Annotated in this window: 20 protein-coding genes; 8 read left to right on the forward strand and 12 right to left on the reverse strand. The window is 30.2% G+C overall.

Annotation, left to right across the window (positions count from 1 at the left end):
- Positions 1 to 18 precede the first annotated feature (18 nt).
- Genes BTO07_RS07485 through BTO07_RS07500 form a run of 4 tightly spaced genes read left to right on the forward strand, consistent with a single transcriptional unit; the run spans position 19 to position 6,269 of the window.
- Positions 19 to 1,122, forward strand: coding sequence for a HEAT repeat domain-containing protein (locus BTO07_RS07485; protein WP_087520641.1), 1,104 nt, complete (start codon positions 19 to 21; stop codon positions 1,120 to 1,122).
- A 1-nt stretch (position 1,123) separates the two neighbouring features.
- Positions 1,124 to 2,557: a glycosyltransferase family 2 protein gene (locus BTO07_RS07490; protein ID WP_087520642.1), complete on the forward strand. Its 1,434-nt coding sequence runs from the start codon at positions 1,124 to 1,126 to the stop codon at positions 2,555 to 2,557.
- Positions 2,558 to 2,568: 11 nt separating this feature from the next.
- On the forward strand, positions 2,569 to 4,998 hold the full coding sequence (locus BTO07_RS07495) for an LTA synthase family protein (RefSeq protein ID WP_087520643.1): 2,430 nt from the start codon (positions 2,569 to 2,571) through the stop codon (positions 4,996 to 4,998).
- Positions 4,998 to 6,269, forward strand: coding sequence for a YaiO family outer membrane beta-barrel protein (locus tag BTO07_RS07500; protein WP_087520644.1), 1,272 nt, complete (start codon positions 4,998 to 5,000; stop codon positions 6,267 to 6,269). Before BTO07_RS07495 ends, BTO07_RS07500 begins: the two co-directional genes overlap by 1 nt.
- Before the next feature lie 188 nt (positions 6,270 to 6,457).
- Here the strand turns inward: BTO07_RS07500 and BTO07_RS07505 are convergent, their stop codons facing one another.
- The 10 genes from BTO07_RS07505 to kynU form a co-directional block, all read right to left on the reverse strand.
- Positions 6,458 to 7,588 carry an amidohydrolase family protein gene (locus BTO07_RS07505; protein WP_087520645.1) on the reverse strand — a complete coding sequence of 377 codons (1,131 nt, stop codon included), beginning with the start codon at positions 7,586 to 7,588 and terminating at the stop codon, positions 6,458 to 6,460.
- A 63-nt stretch (positions 7,589 to 7,651) separates the two neighbouring features.
- On the reverse strand, positions 7,652 to 8,182 hold the full coding sequence (locus BTO07_RS07510) for a 3-hydroxyanthranilate 3,4-dioxygenase (RefSeq protein ID WP_087520646.1): 531 nt from the start codon (positions 8,180 to 8,182) through the stop codon (positions 7,652 to 7,654).
- A gap of 181 nt (positions 8,183 to 8,363) precedes the next feature.
- Positions 8,364 to 9,140 (reverse strand): SDR family oxidoreductase, encoded by a 777-nt coding sequence (locus tag BTO07_RS07515; protein WP_087520647.1) that lies wholly within the window; start codon positions 9,138 to 9,140, stop codon positions 8,364 to 8,366.
- 118 nt (positions 9,141 to 9,258) lie between these two features.
- A complete protein-coding gene (locus BTO07_RS07520; RefSeq protein ID WP_087520648.1) occupies positions 9,259 to 9,486 on the reverse strand; it encodes a DUF6500 family protein in 228 nt (75 codons plus the stop codon).
- A gap of 119 nt (positions 9,487 to 9,605) precedes the next feature.
- The gene (locus tag BTO07_RS07525) at positions 9,606 to 11,054 is read right to left on the reverse strand and encodes an aldehyde dehydrogenase (RefSeq protein WP_087520649.1); all 1,449 of its coding nucleotides are present in this window, start codon (positions 11,052 to 11,054) and stop codon (positions 9,606 to 9,608) included.
- A gap of 86 nt (positions 11,055 to 11,140) precedes the next feature.
- On the reverse strand, positions 11,141 to 11,533 hold the full coding sequence (locus tag BTO07_RS07530; RefSeq protein ID WP_087520650.1) for a RidA family protein: 393 nt from the start codon (positions 11,531 to 11,533) through the stop codon (positions 11,141 to 11,143).
- Positions 11,534 to 11,670: 137 nt separating this feature from the next.
- Positions 11,671 to 12,198, reverse strand: coding sequence for a DUF1697 domain-containing protein (locus BTO07_RS07535; protein WP_087520651.1), 528 nt, complete (start codon positions 12,196 to 12,198; stop codon positions 11,671 to 11,673).
- 144 nt (positions 12,199 to 12,342) lie between these two features.
- The gene (locus tag BTO07_RS07540) at positions 12,343 to 13,752 is read right to left on the reverse strand and encodes an FAD-dependent oxidoreductase (RefSeq protein ID WP_087520652.1); all 1,410 of its coding nucleotides are present in this window, start codon (positions 13,750 to 13,752) and stop codon (positions 12,343 to 12,345) included.
- A gap of 7 nt (positions 13,753 to 13,759) precedes the next feature.
- Positions 13,760 to 14,407 carry a hypothetical protein gene (locus BTO07_RS07545; RefSeq protein ID WP_157663307.1) on the reverse strand — a complete coding sequence of 216 codons (648 nt, stop codon included), beginning with the start codon at positions 14,405 to 14,407 and terminating at the stop codon, positions 13,760 to 13,762.
- Positions 14,408 to 14,416: 9 nt separating this feature from the next.
- Positions 14,417 to 15,679 (reverse strand): kynureninase, encoded by a 1,263-nt coding sequence (kynU, locus tag BTO07_RS07550; protein ID WP_087520654.1) that lies wholly within the window; start codon positions 15,677 to 15,679, stop codon positions 14,417 to 14,419.
- Positions 15,680 to 15,779: 100 nt separating this feature from the next.
- Here kynU and BTO07_RS07555 point away from each other — a divergent pair, with 100 nt between their 5' ends.
- On the forward strand, positions 15,780 to 16,967 hold the full coding sequence (locus tag BTO07_RS07555; protein WP_087520655.1) for a C40 family peptidase: 1,188 nt from the start codon (positions 15,780 to 15,782) through the stop codon (positions 16,965 to 16,967).
- A 177-nt stretch (positions 16,968 to 17,144) separates the two neighbouring features.
- Entirely contained in the window at positions 17,145 to 17,705 is a 561-nt protein-coding gene (locus BTO07_RS07560; RefSeq protein ID WP_087520656.1) for a hypothetical protein, read from the forward strand.
- Positions 17,706 to 18,026: 321 nt separating this feature from the next.
- On the opposite strand, the gene serA is transcribed toward BTO07_RS07560, so the two are convergent.
- Both serA and BTO07_RS07570 read right to left on the reverse strand, forming a co-directional pair.
- The gene (serA, locus tag BTO07_RS07565) at positions 18,027 to 19,919 is read right to left on the reverse strand and encodes a phosphoglycerate dehydrogenase (protein ID WP_087520657.1); all 1,893 of its coding nucleotides are present in this window, start codon (positions 19,917 to 19,919) and stop codon (positions 18,027 to 18,029) included.
- Positions 19,920 to 20,060: 141 nt separating this feature from the next.
- Positions 20,061 to 20,882, reverse strand: a complete 822-nt coding sequence (locus BTO07_RS07570; RefSeq protein ID WP_087520658.1) for a hypothetical protein — start codon at positions 20,880 to 20,882, stop codon at positions 20,061 to 20,063.
- A gap of 188 nt (positions 20,883 to 21,070) precedes the next feature.
- Here BTO07_RS07570 and gcvP point away from each other — a divergent pair, with 188 nt between their 5' ends.
- Positions 21,071 to 23,956, forward strand: a complete 2,886-nt coding sequence (gene gcvP, locus BTO07_RS07575; RefSeq protein ID WP_087520659.1) for an aminomethyl-transferring glycine dehydrogenase — start codon at positions 21,071 to 21,073, stop codon at positions 23,954 to 23,956.
- Positions 23,957 to 24,133: 177 nt separating this feature from the next.
- Positions 24,134 to 24,751: an outer membrane beta-barrel protein gene (locus BTO07_RS07580; RefSeq protein WP_087520660.1), complete on the forward strand. Its 618-nt coding sequence runs from the start codon at positions 24,134 to 24,136 to the stop codon at positions 24,749 to 24,751.
- Positions 24,752 to 24,949: the final 198 nt, after the last annotated feature.

The following is a 24,949-nucleotide window of genomic DNA, read 5'->3' on the forward strand; positions in this document are numbered from 1 at the left end:
TAACAACCTAGTGTTATTATGATTTTCACACTAAATTTAGTATCTTTTTTTGAGGATTTACCAGTTGGTGTTAAAATAATGTGGCTGCTTATTGTTGTTTTTTCCTTAGTTATACTCGTTTCCGTTTTTAATTTAAAAAGATTGAGGCATCGTTTAAGAAAAGAAGGAGTTTCTAGAGTGCAATATATAAATAAATGCGAACAGCAAATTGTGAATTATTTATATGCGAGTGAAGAAGGTGAAGTAATTAGTCGAGCTCAAAGAAAAATAATTACGAAGTTAAAGAGAGGTCTGTTTCTCAATTCTAAAAGGAAATTAATAGTACAGATACTTATTAAGTTGCTTGGAGAGATTTCTGGAGAAATGACGAACTCAATTCGTCAACTTTATATTGAATTGGGTTTGTTAAAACAAGCAAAATCTAAGTTAAAACATAGAATTTGGCACATTGTTGTAATCGGAATTAGAGATTTAAGAATGCTAAAAATTGTTGAAGTTCATGAAGAAATAGCGAAGCATATTAACCACCCTAGATTAGAAGTACGCAGACAGGTAAATTTGTATTTTTTAAGTGTGTTTGGGTACAAAGGATTAGATTTTTTAAGCGAACTAAAAAGTGAGATCTCTATATGGGATCAAATAGGTTTTCTTGAAATACTAAGAAAAATAGATGATCAAGAAATGCCAAGTTTAACCAAATGGCTTAATTCTAAAAATGATTCCGTGGTTTTATTTACAATTCAACTAGTAAAATTTCACAATCGAATTGAAAATAAAGAAAGTCTATTACAGTTAATCAATCATAAAAATCCCAAAATTAGGTTTGAGGTTATAAAGGTTCTAAATTATTTTCACATAAATGAAGCAAAAAAACAACTTTTAAAAGTGTACAAAAAATTAACAGAAAAAGAACAACTAGCAGTTTTTAAACTGCTAGAAAACATGGCCGATCAAGAAGATGAATCCTTTGTTTTAAAGCATTTAAATGATGTTGTTTTTGAAATAAAAGTATTGGCTATAAAAATTTTAAAGAGAATTAATACAGTAAAATTTCAGGAGTTTAAAATATGTAACGAAGACATTTCTAATAAAGAAATTATTCGATTTATAGAAAATAATTAAAATGGAAACGCACAATTGGTTTAACTATATATTATTGGCATTTGAATATCTTTTATTCATATATGCTTTTTGTGTGTTTTTATCATATATTATATTAGCTGTATTTTCTATGAAAGAAACAGTTTCTTATATCCGTAAAAATAGTTTTGTAAACTATAAAGATATTTTGTCTTCAGAAATTGCTCCTTCTATTTCTATTATTGCACCAGCATATAATGAAAGTTTAAATATCGTTGAAAATGTTAGATCCTTATTGTCTAGTCATTATGTTCATTATGATGTGATTCTTGTGAATGATGGGAGTAAAGATGATAGTTTAGAAAAACTCATTGCTACTTATGATTTGGTAAAGGTTGATTACTTAATAAATCAACAAATAGAAACAATGCCATTAAGAGCAGGTGTCTTTAAATCTACCAATCCTGCTTTTGAAAAATTGATTGTTGTTGATAAAGAAAATGGAGGGAAAGCAGATGCTTTAAATGTGGGTTTAAACTTCAGTAGAAATGATTATATAGCTTGTATAGATGTAGATTGCCTGTTACTCGAAGATTCATTACAAAAAATGATAAAGCCATTTTTAGAGTATACAGATAGAAAAGTTATTGCTTCTGGCGGAGTTATAAGAATTGCTAATTCATGTAAAATTAAGGACGGAAAACTGATAGATATTAATTTTTCGAAAAGCATGTTAGTACGAATGCAAATAATAGAATATTTAAGAGCTTTTTTATTGGGAAGAATGGCGTGGAGTAGATTAAATGGACTCCTGGTGATTTCTGGAGCTTTTGGAATGTTTGATAAAGATTTGGCTATTAAAGTTGGAGGATACGATAAGAATACCGTTGGAGAAGATATGGAGATCGTTGTTCGTATGAGAAGATATATGGAAGAACAAAGAATTAAATACAAAGTAGTATATATACCAGACCCACTTTGTTGGACAGAAGCCCCAGATAGTTATAAAATACTTATATCTCAACGTAATAGATGGACACGAGGAACCATAGAAACATTAAAAAAACATCGAGTTATTGGGTTTAATTATAAATATGGTATTCTAGGAATGTTAAGTTACCCATATTGGCTCATTTTTGAGCGCTTAGCACCACTTATAGAAGTACTCGGAATTATCTATTTTTTAGTTTTGCTTACAATAAGAGACATTAAATGGCCATATACATTAGTATTCTTTTTGGCAGCATACCTTTCTTCAATTATTTTTACACTGTATACGCTGTTTTCAGAAGAACTTACTTACAATCAATACAAGAAAAAAGGAATTGGTAATAAATTGATATTTACAGCCTTTTTAGAACCTTTCTTATTACACCCATTAACTCTATATGCTGCTATAAAAGGAAATTATGATTATTATTTTAATAAAAAGAAAAGATGGGGTGTAATGACTAGAAAAGGATTGAGTACTAAATAAAAACCTATAGCATGATTAAATATTTATTAAAAAAAATACCTATCAATTACCTGAAGGTAATTTTAGCATTAATAGTAATATTTTGGCTGATCAGTTTTGGAGAAGTGTTTTTACAGGTTAAAAGTGATAAAACACTTTTATTTACAATGAAATTAATCACATTTAAGTTTTTAAATGATATTTGGACTGTTCTTCTGATTGGAATTATTTACTTACCCATATTTCTATTACTCAATATAGGAAGAAAAAAATACGGACAAATTGTATTTGTAATTATAGCTACACTCCTTGTTCTTGGTAACCTTACATTAGTAAGATACAGCCTAACAACATTAATAAATTTGGGTGCAGATATTTTAGGCTATTCTGTTGAAGATATTTTTAAAACAGTCTCCTCACAAGAGTCTTCTGCTTCGCTAGCTAGCTTCTCTCCATTTTTAATTTTTCCAATATTATTTTTGTTAATACACGCCTTTTTCAAGAAAAAAGTGTTTGATGATTACTTACTTAAAATAATTTTAATACTGTTTGCCATCATTCTTCCATTTAACTTTTTAGTTTCAAATGTTAAAGAGGACAAGTATCAAAATAAAGTATATTTTTTAGCTAATGATATTATAGATTATAAAATTAGTAAGCTAAATAATAACACGTATGCTTTGTCAAGTACAAATGAATACCCTTTACTCAATTCAGCAATAAAAACCAAAGATGTTTTAAGTCCATTTTTTAATATTCCGCAAAAAAAACCTAACATAGTTATCGTAATTTTAGAAGGATTTGGAAGTGAATTTTTAGATGGAAATCATTATAGCGGATTTACACCCTATTTAGATAGCCTAATTTCAAAATCTTTGTATTGGGAAAACTTTCTTAGTACAACAGGAAGAACCTTTGGTGTAATGCCATCATTATTAGGCTCATTGCCTTTTGGTGATAGTGGGTTTTTAGAAATACCAGAAACTCCTTCGCATATATCATTGTTTAGTATTTTAAAAGAAAATGACTACACAACTTCTTACTTTTCGGGCACTCAATCAAATTTTGATAAAATTATTAACTTTTTAGAATACAATAAAGTAGAAAACATCGTAGATGAAAATAAATTTGAAGATTCTTACAAAAAAACAGATGGTGACTCTAATGGATTTTCTTGGGGATATCCAGATAGCGAGCTTTTTAAAAAAATGTTAAATACATACAATGTTAAGCAAGTTCCTAGGTTTGATGTTGCATTAACATTAAGTACTCACGAGCCCTTCTTGATTCCTAGTAACAATGTTTACAAAGCAAAAGTAGATAGTCTTTTTAACAATACTCAAAACTTAAAAATTACAAGAAAAGATATTGAAGCAAGCAAAAATATTTTTGCAGCATTATTATATACTGATAAATCTATAGAAGATTTTATGAAAGCATATCAGAAAAAAGATGATTATAAAAATACAATATTTATTTTTACAGGAGACCATCGCTTAATTCCTATTGAGCAAAAAGACAAACTCTGTAGATTTCACGTTCCTCTAATTATTTATAGTCCAATGTTGAAAAAACCACAAAGGTTTAAATCGGTTTCTTCTCATTTAGATGTTGCTCCAAGTTTAGTCTCTTTTTTGTCTAACAATAAATTTATCTCACCAATTAAGCAAACAGCTTGGTTAGGAAAAGGGTTAGATACAGCAAAGAATTTTAGAAATATTCATCAAATTGGATTGATGCGTTATAAAGGCGGATTAAAAGACTTTATAGTTAAAGACTATTTATATTCTAGTGGAGATTTGTATAAAATAGCACCATCCTTCAATATCAAAAAAGTAAAAATTGATAAAGTCTTAGCTAAAATGATTGACTCGTTTAACGAGTATAAAAAGGTAAATAATTACGTTACATCTCAAGATAAAATTTATCCTCCAATAAAAAACAAAGCTCAAACAAACAAGATTCAATTAACAGCAGAAGAAGAAAAAAACAAGAAAGAATTGATAAAAGGAAAATCGTATGACGAAGTTTTTCTTATTGCAAGACAACAAGCTTTTGCTGGAAAAAGAAAAATGGCTAGAATATTGTGTGATCATATTTTAAAAGCATTACCAAATCATGCAGATACTAGGATGTTAAAAGGACGAACATTGTCTTGGGATGGGGACTATGAATTAGCAGAAAAAGAGTTTCTGAACACACTAAAAAGAGAACCTTTTTATGACGATCCATATGTTGCTTTACTAGATTTATACTGGTGGTCTAATCAAGATGAAAAAGGCGTTATTATTGCTAAAAAAGCTTTAAAAAACAAGATAAGAAACCCTTTGCTAAGTTTTAAATTAGCAAAAGCTTATAAAAGATTAAAACAGACCTCATATTCTGTAAAAGTAATGGATAGTCTTTTAAAGATTTACCCTAAAAACAAAGAGTATATCAAATTCAAAAAAACATTAAAATAATGGAAGTAAGATATTTTAAAAAGAGCTGTATTGTTGCTATGTTATTCTTGTTAATTTCTCCGATTTTTTCGCAACAAAAAGAATTTACTGGAAATCCGGATACGGGTTTTGAACAAGCAAGGGAAATGGCCTTCAATAATCAAAGAAAAGAAGCACAAGAATTATTGAAACTTATTATAGCCAAATACCCTAATTACTTAGATTTAAGGTCGTTTTTAGCAAACACCTATTCTTGGGATGGTAATTATAAAATGGCTAGAGAAGGGTTTGATTTTGTATTAAAAAAAGATGCTAAAAGAAAACTAGATTGGATTGCAGCTATAAAAAGTGAATTTTACGCAGAACTTCCTTTTCGAGCAAAAGAATTGATAAAAAAAGCATTATTTCATTTCCCTGCGGATACTGACATACTATATCAAAAAGCAAGGTCTGAAGAAAAATTAAATAAGCCAGAAGAAGCACTGCGCACTTTAAATGAAATTATTCGTTTAGATAAAGATAATCAAAATGCTCTTTCCTATAAAAAGAGCTTATTTAATTCATTGCGTTTTAATGCTATTGGGGTTAATTATTCTACTATTTTTTATAACAAAAACGAAAGAAGTCAATCTCACTACAGTACGTTAAACTACACCAGACAGACTAAATACGGTAGCATTACAGGAAAAATTAATTATTCAAGAAGGTTTGATACAGATAGTTATCAATATGAAGTAGATTTATATCCTAGAATTGCAAATGGTCTCTATGCGTATGTTAGTGCTGGGTTATCGAACTCAAATCTCTTTCCAAAAGTTAGATATGGAGCAGAATTATACAAATCTTTACCTCGTAGTTTTGAAGCCTCTTTAGGTTTTAGAGGATTGCAATTTTCAACTACAACAATAATTTATACAGGATCTGTGGGTTGGTATACAGGTAATAGTTACTGGGCATTTAGAACATATATTACCCCTGGAGATGATGGGACAAGTACATCAGGTACGTTAACCTATAGAAAATATTATAGCGATGCAGACAATTACTTTAGCTTGTCTATTGGTGCTGGTTTTTCTCCGGAAGTAGAACGCTTTCCTGTAAATACAAACCAAGCAGTTGTTTTCGATTTACAATCACAAAAGGTAACTGGAGGTTATTCATTTACATCAAATAACAAAAAGAATGCTTGGAGTATTTCTTTGGGTATCTTTAGAGAAGAGAAAAGTTTATCTAAAGGAGAGTATTATTTATTCTACAACTTAGGCATTTCATATGATTTGAGATTTAAATAATTCCTTCTTAATAAAAATATTTTTGCTATAGATATAATGCGTTTATTCAACAAATTTTAAAAGCACAAATAGTTCATTTGAGCTATACACATATTTCCTTCATTATTCCTTTAAATTATATAGGATCCTATATAATTTGTAATTTTTAGCTTGCATCTTACAACGTACTGAAAACTTCCAAATGCATACTATCCTAAAATTTTATCAATCAATTCTTGTTTCGCTTTTTCATCATCACCAAACAACCATTGCAACACATTGTCTTCCCAGATTTCTCCTTTTTCTTTTTCAGAAATAATGTTTTCTTCCATGGCTAAATCCAATATTTTTCCAGGATATGAAGATTGTCTATCACTTTCCATTTCTCCTAAAGGATAAGGATCATCTAACCCCATTAAAACCTGACTTGTTCCTTGTCTTTTAAACATTAATCCTAAAGAATCTGTATCATGAACCAACGTATCAAAAAAGATATTTTTATGACCAACTGCTTTTCTAGGATGCGTTTTTCCTTCAAATAAATCTGGTCTTCCATCAAAACCTTGAATTCTTCTTCCCAAATTCATTTGTGCCAATTGACCTCCGTGTGCAAAACAAGTTCTAATGTTTTTAAAACGTTCTTGCATTCCGTTTAATGTATAAAAATGATATGCATCTCCACATTGGGCCAACATCCAAATTAAGTGAAAACGCCAATTGGTATTTTCTAATTTTATCATTTTATCGCCATCATAAGGATGAATTTCAATTGCTAATTTGTATTTGTCTGCCAATTCAAAAATCCGATCATTTTCTTCATCAAAAACACTACGCCATTGACCAATAGAATCCATAAAATGTGTTGGTAAACACAAAACTTTTAAATCTAATTCTTCTACACAACGCTTCATTTCATCTAATGCTCCATAAATAAAACCAGGATGCACAACAAAGCCACACGTAAATTTAGACGGATGTTCTCTCTGTACTTTTGCGTTAAAATCATTTTGAAAACGCAATGCTTTTTTCATTTCTTCTAAACGCAAACCGTTTCCATATAACTGAGAAAGATTCAAAACAACAGCGTGATCAATCTTGTTTTTTTCCATCCACAATAATTTCTCATCTAAGAAAAAACTAGAATCTGTTACAGGACGTTTCCATCCTTTTTGCAACATATGTTTACGTTCATCATCTACCCAAAAGATTTCTTTATCCTTCATAAACTGAGGAATTTCTTCTGGATAAGGTAATAAATGCGAATGTCCGTTTATGCGAAGTTTTCGATGCCCCTTTTCCCCAAAAGGGAGAACACTTTTGTTTTCTAATGAATTTGACATTACTTTTTGATTTTTTAATTTATGGTTGTTGCTTTCGCTATGTGTTCCTTCTCTTTGGGAAGGTTAGGATTGGGTATTATTTGGTGGCTGCATCACTGTTCCACATTTTTTGCAAGTACATTTTTTAGTGTCAGAATAATATTTATCAAAAATTATTGGCATATCCGTTTCAATATTATCTAACTTAAATTTCTTTCTATATAATTGATTTCCACAGTTTTCACAATACCATTCTAAAGCATCTTTCATCTTCTTCTTTCGTGGATATTCAATCACCAAACCAACCGTTTTTTCCTTTCTCTGTGGAGAATGGGGTACTTTTGCTGGCAATAAATAAATATCACCTTCATTAATTTCTACATCAATCATTTTGCCTTTATCATCTATGATTTTTAAAATCATATCTCCCTCAACCTGGTAGAAAAATTCTGGTGTTTCATTATAATGATAATCTTTTCTATTATTTGGTCCACCAACAACCATCACAATATATTCACCATTATCCCAAACACATTTGTTTCCAACTGGCGGTTTTAATAAATGACGATGTTCATCAATCCACTTTTTAAAATTTAACGGTTGTACTAAATTCATTTTATAGATTTTTATATTAAAGACTTTAAAATTAGTGAATTTTTATGTCTTTAAAAAGTATCTTTCTATTACTTTTTATTACTGAATTAGGCAAACAAGTTTAGCCCTGATTGAAACGACATCCTTTTTTCTATTTCAGAAAAAAGATATAGTGGAAAGCAGGAAATAGCTTCTAATAATTTTACAAACTTTTCGTTCTTCCACCATCAACAGGAATGTTAATTCCGTTAATATAACTTGCTTGTTTACTTGCTAAAAACGTTACTGCGGCGGCTGTTTCTTCTGGTTTAGCAAAACGACCTGCAGGAACATAACTTTTTAAAATTTGTTCCATTTCTGCTTCACTTGTGTTTGCTTTTTGTGCTTTTATCTTAATTATCTGATCTAAACGTGCTGTATCTGTAAAACCTGGTAACACATTATTTACCGTAATTTGGAATTGCCCCAATTCTGACGCCAGAGTTTTTGACCAATTTCCAACGGCATTTCTGATCGTATTAGAAACTCCTAAACCTGGAATTGGTTCTTTTACAGAAGTAGAAATTACATTAATAATTCTACCATATTTTTCTAATTTCATAAAAGGAACAACTGCTTGCACTAAGATTTGATTACAAATAATATGCATTTGAAATGCATTTAATAATTCTGATGTTGTTGCAATTAAAAGCTCTCCTCCTTTTGGTCCACCAGTATTATTTACCAAAATATGAAAATTAGCATCCGTATTTTTTAAAATACCTTCTAACTCTTCTGGTTTAGAAAAATCTGCCACCAAATAACTATGACATTGATTCTTATTTGGTAATTCTGCCAAAACTGCTTTTAGTTTTTCTTCATTTCTAGCAATTAAAGTAATATTTACTCCTTCTTCTGCTAATGCTAATGCTGTTGCTTTTCCTATTCCTTGTGTGCTACCACAAACTAAAGCATTTTTGTTTTTTAATTGTAAATCCATAAGTCCATCCCTAACCCTTCCCAAAGGGAAGGAGATTTAATACGTGTTAGTAATTTAATTTTAATATAAAACATTTTTTTTACTTTTTACCCACAACAGTTTCTTCCCTTTGGGAAGATTAAGATGGGCTTTTATTTTCTATAATCATATGTTTAATCTTCACGGCTTTTTCAAAATGATCTAACTTGTTCGTTTCAATCCACCAAGTTGCAACTTCCATTAATAAAATTGGGGTGTCATTTTTATTTTTAAAAAACGCATAAAAAGACAAACCAACATTCTTTCCTTTTTTCTCAATTTTCTCATTACAAACTTGTATAATTTTTTCTCTTAACTCCTTGTTCATAAGCCCATCCCTAACCCTTCCCAAAGGGAAGGAAACCAACACGTGTTAGTCTTTCTTTTTTTATTATCTTATTATTAACATTTTTTAAAACACAACAGTGTTTCTTCCCTTTGGGAAGATTAAGATGGGCTATATTGAATACATATATTCTTTGCCTCTGTAAAGAAACGTAACGCTTCAAAACCACCTTCTCTTCCTATTCCACTTGCTTTTTGGCCACCAAAAGGTGTTCTTAAATCTCGCAACATCCACGTATTTACCCAAACAATTCCTGTATGTAATTGTTTAGAGAACTGCATGGTTCTGTTTAAATTATTGGTCCACAACGTTGATGATAATCCGTATTTTGTGTCGTTTGCCAATTGCAACGCTTCTTCATCAGTTCTAAAGGACATAATAGTTACTATTGGTCCAAATATTTCTTCTTGATTTACGCGACAAGAATTATCTGTTACTTCAATTACTGTAGGCTGAAAATAATAGCCATTTTCATATCCAGGAATTGTAACTTCTAAACCTCCACATAAAATTTTTCCACCTTCATTTTCTGCAATTTCAACATACGATTCTATCTTCTCTAAATGTTCTTTAGAAACTAATGCGCCAACATCTATATTCCTTTTTGATGGATGCCCAACTTTTAATTGTTTAACATTTTTAATAAAATCTTTCTTAAATTTCTCATAGATTTTTTCTTCCACAAAAATTCTACTTCCGCATAAACAAATCTGACCTTGATTTGAAAAAGAAGATTGAACTGTCGTTTCTAACATCTTCTCATAATCGCAATCTGCAAAAATGATATTTGGGTTCTTTCCTCCCAATTCTAAAGATAATTTCTTAAACATTGGCGCTGCAATTCTGGCAATATGTGCTCCTGTTTTTGTTCCTCCAGTAAATGAAATTGCTTTAATATTTGGATGCTCAACAATTGCTTGACCTGTTATAGTTCCTAAACCGTGAACAATATTTAAAACTCCTTGTGGAAGGCCAGCTTCTGTACAAATTTCTCCTAATAAATAAGCTGTCATTGGTGTAATTTCACTCGGTTTTGCAACCACACAGTTACCTGCTGCAATTGCTGGTGCAATTTTCCACGAAAATAAATACAAAGGTAAATTCCAAGGAGAAATACAACCTACAACACCTATTGGTTGACGTAATGTAAAATTCATTGCATTTAATCCAACACTTTCATGAGCTTCTGATGAAAACTGTGTAATTGCATTTGCATAGAACTGAAAATTTGCTGCTGCTCTTGGAATATCTATTGCTTTTGCTAAACTAATTGGTTTTCCATTATCTATAGATTCTGCTTCGCCTAAAAAGTGTAATTTTCCTTTTATCAATTCAGCTATTTTAGACAAGATTTTACTTCTCGTTGCTAATGTTGTGTTAGACCAACTCGGAAATGCTTTTTCTGCAGCTTCATAAGCTTTTTCTACATCTTCTTTTGTTGAATTAGGAATATGACCATACACTTCTCCATTTGATGGATTGTAATTATCTATATAATTCCCTAAAGTAGGATTTACAAATTGTCCGTTTATGTAGTTTTGGATTTTCATTTCATTCACCGATTAAAGAAAAAAGAAGAGAGAAAAAAGACCACTCCTATCTTTATTCTTGACTCTCTATTCTTGATTCTTAATATTTATTTCTTTTTATAAGCAGTAACTTTAATCTCCACCACCAAATCCGGATGTGGTAATTGATGCACTGCAACTGTTGTTCTTGTTGGTCCTGTTTCTTTATCAAAAAACTCTGCATAGGTTTTATTATAACCTGCAAAATCATTCATATTTACTAGAAAGGTAGAAACATCTACTACATCTTTTATACTTGCTCCAACTGCCTGTAAATTAGTGTCTATATTTTTTAAAACTTCTCTAGTTTGCGTTTCTATATTTAGATGTTTCGTTCCCATTTCATCAATAATATCAACTCCTGCAATTGAATTATCTGCTCTTCTTGAACTTGTTCCTGAAACAAAAATAAAATCACCCACAACTTTTACATGTGGATATGCGCCTCTTGGTGTTATCATATTAATTCCCTCTTAATCTCCCATAAAGGGAGAAACTCTAAACGGGTATTTGAGTTTTCTTGTTATTCTTTTTTATTTATTAATGAATAAAATATCTTTTTCTTCGCTCACAAACTCATTCCTTCCCTTTGGGAAGGTTAGGATGGGCTTTCTGCCAACTCTAATAATTTTAATGTTGTATTATAATTTCTACTTGTTGCTGTCACATTCAATTTTCTTTCAAATAAATTATTAGAAAGTTTGGTCTTCCCAAAACCTGTTTCACAATAAATGTAAACCATATCGTTATCGATTAAATATTGATCGTTATTGATACCTTTTACTTCTATTTTTGTTTCATATACTTTTTTGTTTAAGAAAACAAATGCAACTATTTTTTCATTTTCTGTTGAAAAAGGATACTTAACTATTGCTTTTTTCCATTCGGGAATTGTTCTTGCAATGACAGGAACATCATAACCGAATTTGGTTTGAATTCCTTCTTTAATTTTATTACAAATTACCGATTTACCCTCACCTGCTTCTAAAATAATATTTCCACTTTGAATATATGTTTGCACATTTTTAAAACCTAAATCGTTTAATAAATCACGTAAATCTGCCATTGGAAGTTTATTTCTTCCTGACACATTAATTCCTCTTAATAAAACAATATATTTTTTCATTTGGTGTTTAAAGTTTCTTTTACTTAAAATTAATCAATAACTTTTATAAAAATGCTTAGCCCTGATTGAACGGTCTGTTTGAGCTCTTTTTTGTTTTTCTCAAAAAAAGCGAGTAGTGAAAGCAGGAAATAGCTTCAAAAAAGATTACAATCCTGCAATTTTATCTTTCTCTAAAATAGTATTTGTTTCAATTTTCACCTTCTCTAAAATGACTTTTAATTCGGCTTTTGTCATATTTAAATGTGTATCAACTTTATCATCAGCAATTAAATTCAGTAAGGCTTTGTCTTGTGCACGACCTTTTTTCATTGCTTCGTTATAACTGATGTTTTCATTAAAAGTAACCAATGAATATTTAGAGAAATACTGTTTTGGAAATGTCTTTTCTAAATCCATTTCTATCTTTCTCTTCTTTTTGAATAATGGATTCGCGACATGATCTCTCATCTCATGAAAATTATCAATCGCTAAATCTGCAATAGCATCTGTGTCTTTTTTTCGTGTCTTTTCATAAGTTTTGAAAACAGATTTCCAATCGCCTAAATCTTGATCTAGAATTTCATCAAAAACGACAACATCTTCAAAAGAAGCATTCATTCCTTGTCCGTAAAAAGGGACAATTGCGTGTGCAGAATCTCCCATTAAAATGGTTTTATTTTGATACGACCAAGGTGAACATTTTACGGTTCCTAAAGCGCCAGTTGGATTGTTTAGAAACTCGTCTTTTATATTCGGAATTAGCGCCAAAGCATCTGGAAATTCTTTCTCGAAAAATTCAGTTATTTTTTCTTCGGATGTTAAGTTTTCGAAATTAAATTCGCCTTCATCGTAACTTAAAAATAAAGTTACTGTAAAACTTCCGTCTAAGTTTGGAAGTGCAATTAACATAAAATCGCCACGAGGCCAAATATGTAAATGTCCCTTACTTATTTGATGATTTCCTGATTTATCTGCAGGAATCTCCAGCTCTTTATATCCGTGATTTAAATAATTTTGAGAATAGCTAAACAAGAATTTACGTTCTAAATAATAGCTTTTCCTTAGTGAAGAACCAGCTCCATCCGTTCCAAAAATAACATCAGCTTTTAAAGAAAATTCCTCTTTGGTTTTATAATCTTTAAAATGTGCAATTGAGTTTTCAATATCAACATTTTTACACTTTTTATTAAAATGAATATTTACATTTTCGTGCTTTTCTGCTTCTGTTAAAAGAATTCCGTTTAAATCTCCTCTAGAAATTGAGTTGATATATTCGTTTTCTCTTCCTGAATAATTAGAAGCAAAAAGGTTTCCTTTTGTATCGTGAATTAATCGTCCATACATCGGAATACAAATTTCTCTTGCCTTCTCTTCTACTCCACACAAACGAAGTGCTTTAAATCCTCTGTCTGACAAAGCTAAATTGATAGATCTTCCTGCAGAAATATCTACAGTTCTTAAATCTGGCCTGCTTTCATATACCTCAACTTTAAAACCTCTTTGTGCGAGTCTTAATGCGAGTAAAGAACCACATAAACCTGCTCCGACTATTAATATTTTGTCTTGTTTTTTCATATAAAATCTAATTAAACATTAAAAACGAACCATAATACAAATCAAAAAATATTGATAATTTTAAGCTATTAATATCTTCTCCTAAATCATCAATCATTAAAAGCATTGCACTTGATTTTAACATCGGAGAAATATCATCTGTTAACTTTGTCATTGCATAATAATCTTTCAAATCATTATTTTTAATCGCCATTCTTAAACAAGAACAAAATTTTTCGTTTTCGTTTAAAACATAAAAAACTGGAACCTCTTTTTTTATATTTTCTGCACCTTTTCTTTCTGTTATAACGATATCAAAATCATCTTCATACTTAGGCTCTTCATATAACTTATATAATACTTTAAATGATTCTGATTTTTTAAAATCAACTAAAAACTTTTTTGCTTTTTTAGTTTGAAAAAAATCTCTTCTTAATGACATTTTTGAAAAATCATTTAAGAAAAGTTTATATAATTCTAAATTAGTTTTAGCTCTACTTCCATAAACTTCTTTTAAATGATTCTCGAAAACCAATACTCCATCATCTAGGTTATTAATAGTTTCTTCAGATAAACATTCTGAAAAAACAATAGAAGATTTTGATGCTTTCTTTTCTACTTTATTAGAACACATAAAAAGTGTTAAACATATTATTAAGTAAAATATTTTTTTCATATTTAATTTCTATAGCAATTCTTTTAAAATAGTCACCATCCTATATACATCTTCAAATGAATTATACATTGGTGTTGGTGCGCAACGAATTACATCTGGTTCTCGCCAATCTGTAATAATATGATTTTCTGTTAGTTTTTTATGTAAACTTTGATCCGCATTTATTACTTGAATGGATAATTGACAACCTCTTTCTTTTGGATTACTTGGCGTGATAATTTTAATATCATCCGAACCAATTTCATTGATTAGAAACTCAAAATAACCTGTTAATTTTTCTGATTTCTCTCTTAATGCTTCCATTCCAACCTCATCAAATAAATCTAAAGAAGCTTTTATTGCTGCCATAGATAATATTGGCGGATTACTTAATTGCCAACCTTCTGCTCCTTCCATAACATCGAATGGCTGTCGCATGTTAAAACGGGTTTCTTTGTTATGATTCCACCAACCTGCAAAACGTGGTAACTCTTTATTTTTTGAATGTTTTTCGTGGACGAATAATCCTGCCAAACTTCCTGGTCCAGAATTTAAATATTTATAAGTACACCAAGCTGCAAAATCGACTCCTGAATCGTGTAAATTAGGTTGAATATTTCCTGCTCCATGCGCTAAATCAATTCCTACAACACAATCTTTTGAATGTCCTATTTCTGCGATTCTTTTTAAATCTAAAAACTGGCCTGTGTAATAATTTACGCCTCCAATTAGTAGTAAGGCAATTTCATCTCCTTCAAACTTTAAAATCGCTTCTAAATCTTCAATATTTAGTAACGTTTCTCCTTCTCTGGGTTTCCATTCTATTAAATCTGTTTCTTCATCAAAACCATGAAATTTCAATTGAGATTGCACTGCATATCTATCGGATGGAAAAGCATCCGATTCTATTACAATTTTATATTTGGTTTTTGTCGGTCTATAAAAAGACACCATTAACAAATGTAGGTTTGTTGTTAATGTATTCATGACAACAACTTCAATTGGTTTTGCGCCAACTACTTTTGCCATTTTCTCCGTTAACAATTCATGGTAATTCAACCACGGATTTTTCGCTTCAAAATGACCTTCTACTCCTAAATTTGCCCAATCTTCTAATTCTTGATTGATATATTCTTTAGTCGATTTTGGTTGTAAACCCAATGAATTCCCTGTAAAGTACAACCAATCTTTTCCGTTTTTGTCTTTTGGAATATGAAATCGATCTCGTAAAGATGAAAGTTTATCTTCTTTATCTTGCTGTTGCGCGTATTCTAATGTGTTTTGGTATTTCATCAATTAAAAAAATGATTGTCTCCAAATATAAAACAATCCTATTGAGAATTCAATTTTTTGAGTTTTGATTTTTTGTACTTTAGCTAAAAATATTTTATTAATGAGAATTGTAAAACCTTTTACGCTACTAATTTTGATTCTTTTGATGTCTTGTAAAAATGACTCAAAAACAATTAGCGAACTTCAAAATATTCATTCTAATTTAAAAACAACTTTTGCTCCGGATAAAAGAGTTGAGCTGTTTGATGTTAATTTTGAATTCGTAGATAATCAACTTGTTTTAGAAGGAGAAACAACTAGTAAAAAAGCTTTTTCTATACTTTTAGATAGTTTAAAAAACAGAAAATTAGCATTTACAAACAGCGTTCGTATTTTACCTGATTCAGCTGTAGGGGACCAACAATTTGCAGTCGCAAGAAACTCGGTAATAAACATTCGTTCTCAACCAAAACATTCTGCTGAATTAGGCACTCAAGGTTTGTTAGGAATGTCTTTAAAAGTGCTGGATAAAAAAGGTGATTTCTATAGAATTCAAACTCCTGATAATTATATTTCTTGGGTTGATAAAGGAGGAATTACAAGAGTGACTAAAAATGAATTTGATGCTTGGAATCAAGCTAGTAAAATAATTTACACTAAAGTTTTTGGTTATGTATATGCTGATAAAAGCATCAATTCTGAAATAGTTTCTGATATTACTTTAGGTGGAATCTTACAATATATATCTGAAGACAATCTATTTTACGAAGTAAAATATCCTGATAATAGAATTGGTTTTATCAAAAAAGAGGAAGCAGTAATTTATAATTCTTGGTTACAGAACTTAGACTCACCAAAAGAGAATATTGAAAGTATTGCTAAGAAAATGAATGGTTTTCCTTATTTATGGGGTGGAACTTCTTCTAAAGGAATTGATTGTAGTGGTTTTACAAAAATGGTGTATTTAATGAATGGTTTTATCATTCCTAGAGATGCTTCTCAGCAAATAAATGCTGGTAAAACTGTTGATTCAAATTTAACTTTTGAAAGTTTAGAAAAAGGTGATTTAATTTTCTTCGGAAGAAAAGCCACAACAGATAAAAAACAACGTGTTACTCATGTTGGTATTTGGTTAGGAAATAACAAAATGGAATTTATTCACGCTTCTGGAAACGTTCATTTAAGTTCAATGGATTCAAAGCAACCTAACTATGATGAATTTAATAAAAACAGGTATTTGGGAAGTAAACGTTATTTAGGTGTTGAAGACAAAATGATTATTGACTTGAAAGAGGAGATAAAATTATAGTTGTTTTTTGGATTCCTGTCTGCACAGGAATGACAGCGCGTAAAATAGATATGCAAAAACACTATAACAGGCTCAGCTAAGAAAAAAGCAGCTGAAAAAACTGAGGATATAGTTGTAGGAACAGTACTTACAGCAACTAAATAAACCGCAACAAAGTTAACGGAGTTAAAGAATAAAATGGTAGATATTAAAATAAATAAAAATAATTTAACTTGGTATTTTATATTATTGATATGTGTTTTAGGTTTATTTTTTTTATATAAAAATCAACTAAAAATAGATGATGATTTAAAAAAAAATGGAATTAAAACAACAGGTTATAGTATAGTAAAAGATTCTAGCCCCCTAGCTTATAAACAACGGCAATTGGTTCGTTGGGTTTATTCTATTGATGGAAAAAACTATCGAAGAAAGAAAACTAAAAGCTCATCTATTAAGTTAGAAAATTATGAGTATTACACAATTTACTATAACACTAAAGACAAAGAAGAAATTTTTGTAGATTACACAGAGTTTATTTTAAAAGGAGTATATTCTAATACTGAAAGTATTCTTGTTGAAAAAATTGCATTAAATAAAAAAGACATCTATTTCAAATATATTGTAGATAATATAGAATATGAAAGATATCAAAAAGTAAAACTTGGATTAACAGATGATTTGACTAAGAAATATTTAGTTAAATACAATGTGACTAACCCTAAAATAGGGTACATATATTTAGATAGTATTCGCTAAAAATAATCTAATCTGTTAAGAATAATCACAGGAATTGTACTTTTAGAAACAGATTACTTCGTTTCTCGCAATGATAAAATGTAAGCAAACAAGTCTAGCCCTGATTGAACGGTTTGTTTGAGCTCTTTTTTGTTTTTCTCAAAAAAAGCGAGTAGTGAAAGCAGGAAATAGCTTCAAAAAAAAATAGATTCCTGTTTACTCAGGAATTACAAAGTGTAAAAAAACAAAAAAGCCTTTCAACGAAACATTGAAAGGCTTAAATTATATTAGTTAAATGAAGAGATTACTTCGGAAAAATTCCTCGTAACGACATAGCTGAAATTAATAAAGAACTCTAAACTTAATTGTTCCTTCTACGTTTCTTAATTCTTCAATTACTTCTGTATTATATTTTTTATCTAAATCGGTAATTACATAACCAACTTTTGGATCGGTAGATAAATACTGACCTGTAATGTTTAAATCGTACTTAGCTAAAATCTTATTGATTTCTGCCATTACACCTGAAACATTCTTGTGAATATGTAAAAATCTGTGTGCGTTTGTTTGTCTTGGTAAACGAATATTTGGGAAGTTTACAGCATCTACTGTATTTCCTGAATTCATATATGCCATAATTTTACTTGGTACAAAGTCTGCAATATCTCTCTGTGCTTCTTCTGTACTACCACCAACGTGTGGTGTTAAAATTACGTTTGACAATCCTTTTAATTCTGTATAGAACTCACCGTTTTTTCTAGGTTCTGAAGGATAAACATCTACCGCAGCTCCTGCTAACTTTCCACTTTTTAAAGCATCTGCTAAGGCTACAACATCAACAACAAACCCACGAGAAAGGTTCACTAAATGTGCGCCATCTTTCATTTGAGCAATCTCTTCTTTACCAAAGAAGTTTTTATTAGCAGCATTATCATCAACATGTAAAGTTACTACGTCAGAAATAGCTAATAAGTCTTTTAAAGTACTCATTTTAGTTGCATTTCCTAATGACAACTTATCTTCAACATCATAATAATAAACATCCATTCCTAAAGCTTCTGCCAACACTGATAATTGCTTACCAATATTACCATAACCTACAATTCCTAGTTTTTTACCACGAACTTCTTTAGAACCTTCTGCTGTTTTATTCCATTGACCATTGTGAATTTCTGTACTTCTTTGAAAAACACTACGCATTAACATAATGATTTCTCCGATTGCCAACTCAACAACAGAACGTGTATTACTATAAGGAGCGTTAAAAACAACGATTCCTTTTTCTTTACACGCTTCTAAATCAATTTGTTTGGTACCAATACAAAATGCACTAACTACCATTAATTTATCTGCAGCATCTACGACTCTTTGTGTAACGTTTGTTTTAGAACGAATTCCTAAAACGTGAACGTCTTTTATTTTTTCTATCAATTCGTCTTCAGACAAACTTTTAGAAACTGTTTCTACTGAAAACCCATCTGCAGATAACTTTGTAAAAGCATCTGAATGTACGTTTTCTAATAATAAAATTTTAATTCTATTCTTTGGGTATGATATATTTCTTGGCAAATCGTTAACGTATAAAAATTCATCTAAACTTGGGGCAATATGGTCTGCGTTTTCTGTTGTTTTAACTCTAGAAACATTTTCTGTGTATGCAAAAAATCTATCTGCCACACCTGCTTCTCTAGTTACATAATCGCTGTACCCATCACCAATAACTTGTATTTCTCCTTCAAGATTCATGTCTTTTAAACACTTTATTTTTCCGTTGTGTTGAGAAAGTGGATTGTTAGCATCAAAACCAACAATTTCACCATCGTTTGCAAACTCAAAAGTATTTGCATACACTCTTTCTGAAGGTATATTGTATTCTTTTACAATAGGATCTATAAATTCTTTAAATCCGCAGGAAATCACATAAATATCATCTGCAAAGTTTTCGAAAAACTCTTTGTTGCTTTCTATGGATTTTGATACTTGCTTTTTTAAAGCTGCTACTAAACCAGACAAATCTGCTTTGTTTGCTTTTAATAGTTTAATTCTTTTTTCTAATGATTCTGTGAAGGATATTTCTCCATCAATACCTAAATTGGTAATATCAATTATTTCTTGAATAATTTGATCTTTCTTAGGATTATCTTCAAGCGTAATTTCAGCTAAAACATCTAATGCTTCTACCTTTGTTAAGGTGCTGTCGAAATCGAAAACATAACTTCTTTTTGTGGTACTCATTACTTAAGAATCTTGGTTGAATTTAAGTGAGTAAATCTACAAATATAGTAGGGAAATATGAAGCTATTTTGTAGTTTTATGATATCTGTCTTATTTATTATAATAATTCTAAATTATTTATAAGATACCTATTTTTAATCCTTAAAAATTATGGAATCCCAAAAGAAGTAGCCACCAAACTATTGGCAATGCTTCTACCCAAAAAGAACTATAGTATTTAGATTGGTCTGTTTTGGCTCTCATTAAGAAAATAATCAACAAGAAAAAGAAAATCATAAAGGGTGTTTTTAGCATATCTGATGGAGATGCTAAATACTCTAAAACCAATGAAAAAACGAGTAACGACAAACCTAGTTTCTTTGTTTTCTCTACACCAATCTTCTTTGGAATTGTTTGTAGGGAAATAGCATCATAGTTTACATCTCTAATATCAAAAGGTAAAATTAGAACGATTACAATTAAAAATCGCTGAAGTATTAAGAAAACAATATCTGAGGATATTTCTATGTCTACATCTATTAACGGAATGAACACTGTAAATCCTGCCCAAACAAAAGCGACAACCAAAATTTTTAAATTACTGACTTCTCTTAGATTTTTATCAAATCCGCTTAAAAAAGGAATTGCATATAAAATGGTTAGTATAATAAACGGTATTGTAAAATAGAGCGTTTTTAAAGGAACCTGATACATAAAATATCCCAAAGCTAAAAAACAGAAAAAAGAAAAAACTTGAATAATCCTTAATCCTTTTGTTAAACTTCTGTGATGCATTTTTGCAACACCAACATATTTTACGAAATTATAGCCCGTAATTGTTCCGAAAAAAACAAACCAGTTTAGGTTTTCATTATAAGGAAGTTCAAAATAAATTTCTGTAATTCTTAAAAATGCGAATACCGAAAAAGCGACATGAATACTCGCATTTAAATAAAAGTTAAACACTAATTTTAAGAATCTCATTTTGCAAAAATAGCTTTTATGTTAATAACATTTAAATTTGGTTGATAATTAACAGACTTTTATCAAATTTATGTAAACTTATAACCTTGTAAAATTCTTATTTTTGTGGCAGAAAAAATCAATCTTTTTTATGTATTTCTAACAAATACCTACAACGATTGAAATATGTATAAATAAAACTTTAGTTAATGAATACAAATTTGTTTCAAAACCGACACATTGGTCCTAATAAAGAGGAGCAAGAAAAAATGTTATCAACTATAAAAGCCGATAGTTTAGATCAGTTAATATTCGAAACTGTTCCTGATGATATTCGTTTAGAAAACGAATTAGACTTAGCGCCTGCTAAGAGCGAATATGAGTATTTAGCGCATATTAAAGAATTATCTGAAAAGAATAAAGTTTTTAAAAGTTACATTGGTTTAGGATATCACGAAGCAATTGTGCCAAGTGTAATTCAGCGTAATATTTTAGAAAACCCAGGTTGGTATACTGCTTATACTCCTTATCAAGCAGAAATTGCTCAAGGTCGTTTAGAGGCTTTGTTAAATTTTCAAACAATGCTTTGTGATTTAACAGGAATGGAGTTAGCTAATGCTTCTTTGTTAGATGAAAGTACTGCTGCTGCTGAAGCAATGGCATTATTGTATGATGTTAGAGAAAGAGCACAGAAGAAAGCAAACGTAAATAAATTTTTTGTTTCTGAAGAAATATTACCACAAACTTTATCTGTTTTACAAACACGTTCTATTCCTATTGGAATTGAATTAGTGATTGGAAACCATGAAGAATTCAATTTTTCTGATGATTTTTTCGGAGCTATTTTACAGTATCCAGGAAAACATGGACAAGTATTTGATTATGCAGATTTTGTTGCAAAAGCAAATGAAAAAAATATAAAAGTGGCAGTTGCTGCTGATATTTTATCACTAGTAAAATTAAAAGCACCCGCAGAATTTGGTGTTGATGTTGTTGTAGGGACTACACAGCGTTTTGGAATTCCTTTAGGTTACGGAGGTCCTCATGCAGCTTACTTTGCTACTAAAGAGAAATATAAAAGAAGTATTCCAGGTCGTATTATTGGTGTTACCAAAGACATAAATGGAGTACGTGCTTTGCGTATGGCATTGCAAACACGTGAGCAACATATTAAACGTGAAAAAGCGACTTCTAACATTTGTACTGCACAAGTTTTACTCGCTGTTATGGCTGGTATGTATGCCGTTTATCATGGTAAAAGTGGTTTACAGTTTATTGCAGATTCTGTACATAATAAAACAAAATTAGTAGCAGACTATTTAGATAAAGCAGGTTTTAACCAGCTAAATTCTTCTTATTTTGACACTTTATTGGTTGAAATAGATTGTATTAAATTAAAGTCTGTTGCAGAATCTTTTAAAGTAAACTTTAATTATGTAGATGATAAACATATTTCTATCTCTATAAACGAAGCGACTACACAGAAAGATTTAATGAAATTGTTCACCATTTTTGGTCAATTAAAAAAGAAACCAGTTGCTTCTGAAGCAGAAAGTGTTGATGAATTTCATCAAATTTTAACACAAACATCTTTTAATGCTGATTTTTATGTAATTCCAGAAAGTGTTTTAAGAAACACACCTTTTTTAGAAAACGAAGTATTTAACACGTATCAATCTGAAACAGATATGATGCGTTATATTAAAAAATTAGAACGTAAAGATTTAGCTTTAAATCATTCTATGATTTCTTTAGGATCTTGTACAATGAAATTGAATGCTGCTTCAGAAATGTTGCCTTTAAGCAATCCTCAATGGGGAAATATTCACCCATTTGTACCGTTAAATCAAGCAGAAGGATATCAAGAAGTTTTAAAAAGATTAGAACATCAATTAAATATAATTACTGGTTTTGCTGGTACTTCTTTACAGCCAAATTCTGGTGCACAAGGAGAGTTTGCTGGTTTAATGACAATTAGAGCCTATCATCAATCAAATGGAGGTTCACATCGAAATATTTGTTTGATTCCTGCTTCTGCACACGGTACAAACCCTGCTTCTGCTGTTATGGCGGGTATGAAAGTCGTAGTTACTAAAACGGATGAAAGTGGAAATATTGATGTAGAAGATTTACGTGCAAAAGCAATTGAGCATAAAGATAATTTATCTGCTTTAATGGTTACGTATCCTTCAACACATGGAGTTTACGAAAAAGCAATTAGGGAAATTACGCAAATTATCCATGATAATGGCGGACAAGTTTATATGGATGGCGCAAATATGAATGCGCAAGTTGGTTTAACAAATCCTGCAACAATTGGTGCAGATGTTTGTCACTTAAACTTACATAAAACATTTGCAATTCCACATGGTGGTGGAGGTCCTGGAGTTGGCCCAATTTGTGTTGCTCCACAATTAGTACCTTTCTTACCAACAAATCCTGTAGTTGCTACTGGAGGAGAAAATGCAATTACTGCAATTTCATCTGCTCCTTGGGGTTCTGCTTTAGTTTGTTTAATTTCTTATGGATACATTACAATGTTAGGCGCAAAAGGTTTAACAGATTCTACCAAAAATGCTATCTTAAATGCCAACTACATTAAAGAACGTTTGCACGGACATTACAACACTTTATATACAGGTGAAATGAACAGAGCTGCTCACGAAATGATTATTGATTGTCGTGATTTTAAGCAAAACGGAATTGAAGTTGTTGATATTGCAAAACGTTTAATGGATTATGGTTTTCACGCACCAACAGTTTCTTTTCCAGTTGCAGGAACAATGATGATTGAACCTACTGAATCTGAAAGTATTGCTGAATTAGATCGTTTTTGTGATGCGATGATTTCTATTCGTGAAGAAATTAAAAATACAACAAAAGAAGAAGCTAATAATCCTTTAAAAAATGCACCTCACACACAAGAAATGTTAACTGCAGATGAATGGACTTTACCATACACAAGAAAACAAGCTGCATTTCCTTTAGAATATATTGCTGATAACAAATTTTGGCCTTCTGTACGTAGAGTAGATGATGCTTTTGGAGACAGAAACTTAATTTGTTCTTGTAGCCCAATTGAAGATTATATGTAAACATAAATTTATTTAACAATTTAAAACCGTTTTATGATACTAAGCCAACTTTAGTATTATGAAACGGTTTTTTTTTGCTTCTAAAAATTAACTTAGAATAATATGAAATCTTAACATTCAATTATCCGTTTAGGAACAGTCTTTGATTCTAAAAAAGCTTAATCTTAAATCTATACTATGAAAAAGTTACTAGTTATTATTGCAATTTTGTTTTACGGAGTTACAAGTGCTCAGGAAAAAGGAACTTGGGTTTTTGGAGGTGAATTAAACTTTTCTAATGGTGAAAATGACTATATAGATTCAACATCAGATTATAATGCTTTTGGAATTACAGCAAAAACGGGTTATGTTTTTATAAAAAACAATTTAGAATTAGGATTGGGTTTAGGATATAGTAGAAGTAAAAATGAAAATTCTTATTCTAGTTCTAGTTCTCATTATGAAAATAAATATAATTCTTATACGATTTCTCCATATGTAAAAAAATATCTACCTATAAATGATACATTTAGTTTCTTTCTACAAGGTGAAGTTGCATTTTCTAATTATAACAGAAAACAAGACTACGACAACTCTGACGACACAAATATAGATGGAAACACAGTTTTTATTGGACTAAGACCTGGTTTCGTCTACTTTGTTACTAAAAACATCGCTTTAAATGCAAATATTGGTGCTTTAGGATATAGTACTAATAAATATAAAAGTGACAACATAACTGAAAGTAAAAGCAATTCTTTTAGTTTTAATTTAAACTCTTCAAACTTAATCTTTGGTTTGTCTTATTATTTATAAGGATTATAAAAACTACATTTAGCAAACTAAATGTAGTTTTAAATAATATAAAACCATCTCTTTTTGAGGTGGTTTTTTGTTTTTGAATAAATCATCTCATCACTTTACTTTTTACCTCAAAAACAGAACTTAAATAACTTGTGACATATGTCATAAAACGGACATCATAAAAGACCTAATTTTGCCTTTCGTAAAAAA

The sequence above is a fragment of the Polaribacter sp. SA4-12 genome, assembly GCF_002163675.1.
In the GTDB taxonomy this organism is placed as follows: domain Bacteria; phylum Bacteroidota; class Bacteroidia; order Flavobacteriales; family Flavobacteriaceae; genus Polaribacter.

Bases quoted from the DNA above. Each gene is read 5' to 3' on its own strand.
- BTO07_RS07520 (WP_087520648.1), bottom strand. From the start codon at position 9,486: ATGAACAAGGAGTTAAGAGAAAAAATTATACAAGTTTGTAATGAGAAA.
- BTO07_RS07530 (WP_087520650.1), bottom strand. From the start codon at position 11,533: ATGATAACACCAAGAGGCGCATATCCACATGTAAAAGTTGTGGGTGAT.
- BTO07_RS07555 (WP_087520655.1), top strand. From the start codon at position 15,780: ATGAGAATTGTAAAACCTTTTACGCTACTAATTTTGATTCTTTTGATG.
- serA (WP_087520657.1), bottom strand. From the start codon at position 19,919: ATGAGTACCACAAAAAGAAGTTATGTTTTCGATTTCGACAGCACCTTA.
- BTO07_RS07485 (WP_087520641.1), top strand. From the start codon at position 19: ATGATTTTCACACTAAATTTAGTATCTTTTTTTGAGGATTTACCAGTT.
- kynU (WP_087520654.1), bottom strand. From the start codon at position 15,679: ATGAAATACCAAAACACATTAGAATACGCGCAACAGCAAGATAAAGAA.
- BTO07_RS07500 (WP_087520644.1), top strand. From the start codon at position 4,998: ATGGAAGTAAGATATTTTAAAAAGAGCTGTATTGTTGCTATGTTATTC.
- BTO07_RS07580 (WP_087520660.1), top strand. From the start codon at position 24,134: ATGAAAAAGTTACTAGTTATTATTGCAATTTTGTTTTACGGAGTTACA.
- BTO07_RS07510 (WP_087520646.1), bottom strand. From the start codon at position 8,182: ATGAATTTAGTACAACCGTTAAATTTTAAAAAGTGGATTGATGAACAT.
- BTO07_RS07515 (WP_087520647.1), bottom strand. From the start codon at position 9,140: ATGGATTTACAATTAAAAAACAAAAATGCTTTAGTTTGTGGTAGCACA.
- BTO07_RS07570 (WP_087520658.1), bottom strand. From the start codon at position 20,882: ATGAGATTCTTAAAATTAGTGTTTAACTTTTATTTAAATGCGAGTATT.
- BTO07_RS07495 (WP_087520643.1), top strand. From the start codon at position 2,569: ATGATTAAATATTTATTAAAAAAAATACCTATCAATTACCTGAAGGTA.
- gcvP (WP_087520659.1), top strand. From the start codon at position 21,071: ATGAATACAAATTTGTTTCAAAACCGACACATTGGTCCTAATAAAGAG.
- BTO07_RS07505 (WP_087520645.1), bottom strand. From the start codon at position 7,588: ATGTCAAATTCATTAGAAAACAAAAGTGTTCTCCCTTTTGGGGAAAAG.
- BTO07_RS07490 (WP_087520642.1), top strand. From the start codon at position 1,124: ATGGAAACGCACAATTGGTTTAACTATATATTATTGGCATTTGAATAT.
- BTO07_RS07540 (WP_087520652.1), bottom strand. From the start codon at position 13,752: ATGAAAAAACAAGACAAAATATTAATAGTCGGAGCAGGTTTATGTGGT.
- BTO07_RS07535 (WP_087520651.1), bottom strand. From the start codon at position 12,198: ATGAAAAAATATATTGTTTTATTAAGAGGAATTAATGTGTCAGGAAGA.
- BTO07_RS07560 (WP_087520656.1), top strand. From the start codon at position 17,145: ATGGTAGATATTAAAATAAATAAAAATAATTTAACTTGGTATTTTATA.
- BTO07_RS07545 (WP_157663307.1), bottom strand. From the start codon at position 14,407: ATGAAAAAAATATTTTACTTAATAATATGTTTAACACTTTTTATGTGT.
- BTO07_RS07525 (WP_087520649.1), bottom strand. From the start codon at position 11,054: ATGAAAATCCAAAACTACATAAACGGACAATTTGTAAATCCTACTTTA.